2 protein-coding genes, 2 tRNA genes and 3 rRNA genes (1 of these 7 running past the window's edge) are annotated in these 5,000 nt (G+C 41.2%); 6 read left to right on the top strand and 1 reads right to left on the bottom strand.

Going from position 1 to position 5,000, the window contains the following annotated elements; genetic code table 11:
- From ATCC51562_RS09330 to ATCC51562_RS10015, 6 genes are all read left to right on the top strand, one after another.
- Nucleotides 1–238: ribosomal RNA gene (locus ATCC51562_RS09330) — 16S ribosomal RNA — on the top strand; it begins 1,273 nt to the left of the window's first position.
- Between the two features lie 94 nt (nucleotides 239–332).
- Nucleotides 333–409, top strand: a tRNA-Ile gene (locus ATCC51562_RS09325).
- A 12-nt stretch (nucleotides 410–421) separates the two neighbouring features.
- A tRNA-Ala gene (locus tag ATCC51562_RS09320) sits at nucleotides 422–497 on the top strand.
- 326 nt (nucleotides 498–823) lie between these two features.
- Nucleotides 824–3,727 (top strand): 23S ribosomal RNA (locus tag ATCC51562_RS09315).
- A 133-nt stretch (nucleotides 3,728–3,860) separates the two neighbouring features.
- A 5S ribosomal RNA gene (rrf, locus tag ATCC51562_RS09310) occupies nucleotides 3,861–3,979 on the top strand.
- Together the 16S, 23S and 5S rRNA genes with 2 tRNA genes alongside form the textbook arrangement of a ribosomal RNA operon.
- 222 nt (nucleotides 3,980–4,201) lie before the next feature.
- Nucleotides 4,202–4,648 carry a ComEA family DNA-binding protein gene (locus ATCC51562_RS10015; protein ID WP_021091967.1) on the top strand — a complete coding sequence of 149 codons (447 nt, stop codon included), beginning with the start codon at nucleotides 4,202–4,204 and terminating at the stop codon, nucleotides 4,646–4,648.
- 149 nt (nucleotides 4,649–4,797) lie between these two features.
- Here ATCC51562_RS10015 and ATCC51562_RS09660 read toward each other — a convergent pair.
- The coding region (locus tag ATCC51562_RS09660; protein ID WP_035167721.1) for an Rrf2 family transcriptional regulator at nucleotides 4,798–5,000 on the bottom strand (203 nt) is incomplete at its 5' end.

Here is a 5,000-nt window from a genome sequence, read left to right as displayed (position 1 = left end):
GTTCGGATTGGAGTCTGCAACTCGACTCCATGAAGCCGGAATCGCTAGTAATCGTAGATCAGCCATGCTACGGTGAATACGTTCCCGGGTCTTGTACTCACCGCCCGTCACACCATGGGAGTTGATTTCACTCGAAGCCGGAATACTAAATTAGTTACCGTCCACAGTGGAATCAGCGACTGGGGTGAAGTCGTAACAAGGTAACCGTAGGAGAACCTGCGGTTGGATCACCTCCTTTCTAGAGTACATATAGATATTCTCTCACAAGATATCTATAAGAAAGATATTCTCAATCATCCTTGTTTAGTTTTGAAAGATTGATAGACCTATAGGGGCCTATAGCTCAGCTGGTTAGAGTGCACCCCTGATAAGGGTGAGGTCACAAGTTCAAGTCTTGTTAGGCCCACCAGAGAATTTAATTGGGGAATTAGCTCAGCTGGGAGAGCGCCTGCTTTGCACGCAGGAGGTCAGCGGTTCGATCCCGCTATTCTCCACCATAAAATAGTTTAACTATATTAAGTCTAATTAGAGAGCTTAAAATTTAAACTTTCTAATTAGACTTTTGTCTAAATGTTCTTTTAATTAATATTGTTAATAGTCACAAGCAAGTTTTAAAAACAATTTTACAGGACTTGTTAAAGATTTAAATTTCTATTCTCTTTGCATTTAATGCAAAAGTTTGATATCACAATCTATTTAGGATTTAAAACTTATCTAAATAGTAGTCAATGCTTTCCGTCTTGAGAGCTAGAATTTAAATGTAGTAACATAAAGTTATCTTTAACAAGGAAGTGATGCGAATTAGAATAATCTAATATAGAAAAGGTAAGCTACAAAGAGCAAGTGGTGGATGCCTTGGCTAGTAGAGGCGATGAAAGACGTGCCAGGCTGCGATAAGTCTCGGGGAGCCGTCAAGGGGCTTTGATCCGGGAATTTCTGAATGGGGCAACCCAGTTAAGCGTGAGCTTAACTACCTAATATGGAGCGAACGAGGGGAATTGAAACATCTTAGTACCCTCAGGAAAAGAAATCAAAAGAGATTACGCTAGTAGCGGCGAGCGAACGCGTAAGAGGGCAAACCGTTAGTTTACTAACGGGGTTGTAGGACTGCAATATAGACTAAACTTAGCTAATAGAATAATCTGGAAAGATTAAGCATAGAGGGTGATACTCCCGTATATGAAAGCTTTGTTTTACTTAGCAGTATCCTGAGTAGGGCGGAACACGTGATATTCTGTCTGAAGCTGGGTAGACCACTATCCAACCCTAAATACTACTACTAGACCGATAGTGCACAAGTACCGTGAGGGAAAGGTGAAAAGAACTGAGGTGATCAGAGTGAAATAGAACCTGAAACCATTTGCTTACAATCATTCAGAGCCCTATGATTTATCAGGGTGATGGACTGCCTTTTGCATAATGAGCCTGCGAGTTGTGATGTCTGGCAAGGTTAAGGAAACCCGGAGCCGTAGCGAAAGCGAGTCTTAATAGGGCGTTTAGTCAGACGTTGCAGACCCGAAACGATGTGATCTATCCATGAGCAGGTTGAAACCGGTGTAAGAGCCGGTGGAGGACCGAACCCGCTAGCGTTGAAAAGCTATGGGATGACTTGTGGATAGGGGTGAAAGGCCAATCAAACATCGTGATAGCTGGTTCTCTCCGAAATATATTTAGGTATAGCGTCATGTAGTAACACTGGGGGGTAGAGCACTGAATGGGCTAGGGCATACACCAATGTACCAAACCCTATCAAACTCCGAATACCTAGTGTGTAATCATGGCAGTCAGGCGGCGAGTGATAAAATCCGTCGTCGAGAGGGGAACAACCCAGACTAACAGCTAAGGTCCCTAAATCTCATTTAAGTGGAAAACGATGTGGAGTTACTTAAACAACCAGGAGGTTGGCTTAGAAGCAGCCATCCTTTAAAGAAAGCGTAATAGCTCACTGGTCTAGTGATTCTGCGCGGAAAATATAACGGGGCTAAAATGAGTACCGAAGCTTTAGACTTAGTTTTACTAAGTGGTAGGAGAGCGTTGTATTTGCATTGAAGGTATACCGGTAAGGAGTGCTGGAGCGAATACAAGTGAGCATGCAGGCATGAGTAGCGATAATTGGGGTGAGAATCCCCAACGCCGTAAACCCAAGGTTTCCTACGCGATGCTCGTCATCGTAGGGTTAGCCGGGTCCTAAGCAAAGTCCGAAAGGGGTATGCGATGGAAAATTGGTTAATATTCCAATGCCAACTATAATGTGCGATGGAAGGACGCTTAGAGTTAAGCAAGCTAGCGGATGGTAGTGCTAGTCGAAAGGTGTAGGTTAAGATCCAGGCAAATCCGGATCTTTTTAAGCCGAGACCCCATAGGCGTTTGAAGTTCTTCGGAATGGATAGCGAATTGCCGATACTGTCGAGCCAAGAAAAGTTTCTAAGTTTAGTTATAGTTGCCCGTACCGTAAACCGACACAGGTGGGTGGGATGAGTATTCTAAGGCGCGTGGAAGAACTCTCTTCAAGGAACTCTGCAAAATAGCACCGTATCTTCGGTATAAGGTGTGCCTAACTTTGTGAAGGATTTACTCCGTAAGCATTGAAGGTTACAACAAAGAGTCCCTCCCGACTGTTTACCAAAAACACAGCACTCTGCTAACTCGTAAGAGGATGTATAGGGTGTGACGCCTGCCCGGTGCTCGAAGGTTAATTGATGACGTTAGCTCTGCGAAGCGTTTGATCGAAGCCCGAGTAAACGGCGGCCGTAACTATAACGGTCCTAAGGTAGCGAAATTCCTTGTCGATTAAATATCGACCTGCATGAATGGCGTAACGAGATGGGAGCTGTCTCGAAGAGGGATCCAGTGAAATTGTAGTGGAGGTGAAAATTCCTCCTACCCGCGGCAAGACGGAAAGACCCCGTGGACCTTTACTACAGCTTGACACTGCTATTGGGATAAAAATGTGCAGGATAGGTGGGAGGCTTTGATCCATAGACGCCAGTTTATGGTGAGCCATTGTTGAGATACCACTCTTTTTTATTCTGATAGCTAACTAGCTTGAGTTATCCTCAAGTAGGACAATGTCTGGTGGGTAGTTTGACTGGGGCGGTCGCCTCCCAAAATGTAACGGAGGCTTACAAAGGTTGGCTCAGAACGGTTGGAAATCGTTCGTAGAGTATAAAGGCATAAGCCAGCTTAACTGCGAGACATACACGTCAAGCAGAGACGAAAGTCGGTCTTAGTGATCCGGTGGTTCTGTGTGGAAGGGCCATCGCTCAAAGGATAAAAGGTACCCCGGGGATAACAGGCTGATCTCCCCCAAGAGCTCACATCGACGGGGAGGTTTGGCACCTCGATGTCGGCTCATCGCATCCTGGGGCTGGAGCAGGTCCCAAGGGTATGGCTGTTCGCCATTTAAAGCGGTACGCGAGCTGGGTTCAGAACGTCGTGAGACAGTTCGGTCCCTATCTGCCGTGGGCGCAAGAAGATTGAGGAGAGTTGACCCTAGTACGAGAGGACCGGGTCGAACCAACCACTGGTGTACGAGTTGTTCTGCCAAGAGCACCGCTCGGTAGCTATGTTGGGATGTGATAACTGCTGAAAGCATCTAAGCAGGAAGCCAACTCCAAGATGAATCTTCTTTTAAGAGCTCATATAGACTATGTGTTTGATAGGCTGGGTGTGTAATGGATGAAAGTCCTTTAGCTGACCAGTACTAATAGCTCGTCTGCTTATCTTTTAATAAGCATCACTTCCTTGTTAAGGATAAAAACTTAATAAGATATGTTTTTATAAAACTTTGTTTATGACTTTTAACTTTATCAAGTAGTGTTAAATAAGAGATTTATCTAATGTATCTTTTATTTAACACTGCCCGTGACTATACAGACGAGGAAACGCCTTGCTCCATCTCGAACCAAGAAGCTAAGCTCGTCCTGGCTGATGATACTCTCCCTTACTGGGATGTTGGAAAAGTAGGTCGTTGCGGGCTTTGTTAATTTTTAATCTTCTTTATCTAAACAATCTTCTTTTAGTATTATTTTTTTAATTTATAACAAAATATCAAATCTTACATTTATTTATATTTTTAAATAATCAGACTTTTTATCTTTACATTTATAAATATTTTTTAGCTTATGCTTTTATACGAATATTGACTAAAAACACCAAATATGATAGACTCCAAACCCAAATTTACCCAAAAAGGACAAAAATGAAAAAGATTATATTCTCACTATTAGCAGCAGCTTCTACATTACTAGCAGCCATAAATTTAAACACCGCCACAAAAGAAGAGTTAATGAGTTTAGATGGTATAGGATCTTCAAAGGCAGATGCAATAATAGAGTATAGAAAAGCAAATAAATTTAACTCAATAGAAGATATAAAAAATGTAAATGGTATAGGTGATAAGACATTTGAAAATTTAAAATCAGATATATCAGTATCAGGCACTACAAAGATAGACACCACAAAATCTAAAATAAAATCTAAAAAAGATGAGATAAAAGAAAAGGTAAGTAAAAAGAGTGATGAAGTAAAAGAAAAAAAAGATAGTGCTAAAGATGATAGTATAAAAGAGATAAAAGATAAGAAAGAAAAGCTAAAAGATAAAGCAGAGAAAAAGAGTAAAGCTAAAAAAGAGAAAAGCAAAGAGTAATAAATCTAGAAATTTATAAAAATTCTTACACAGAGATACACAAAAATAGTTAGGAGCGCATAGCGTTCCTAATAAATAAAATAGATTGGTTTTTTATATATCTGCCTACTTTTTAAATTCTATAACTTAGTTTACCTACTTTTTAAATTTTATAAATTAATAAGCTCATCTAATAGATCTTGTAAAGTAATGCTTCTTAAGCTATCCTCTAAAGCTTCTTGTGCTTTTAGGAAGTGACCAGTTAAGAGTCTTTCGATCTTACCGCCAAGTGGGCAGGCTTTAGGTGAGTCAGAGTGGATCTTGAAAAGTTTTTCTTTATCGTTTACTGCGTTAAAAATTTGAAGGAGGGTTA

Source organism: Campylobacter concisus ATCC 51562 (assembly GCF_000466745.1).
In the GTDB taxonomy this organism is placed as follows: Bacteria; Campylobacterota; Campylobacteria; order Campylobacterales; family Campylobacteraceae; genus Campylobacter_A; species Campylobacter_A concisus_B.
This window is presented reverse-complemented; position numbering and strand designations above follow the sequence as displayed.

Coding starts and splice junctions, on each gene's coding strand:
- ATCC51562_RS10015 (WP_021091967.1), top strand. CDS start 4,202: ATGAAAAAGATTATATTCTCACTATTAGCAGCAGCTTCTACATTACTA.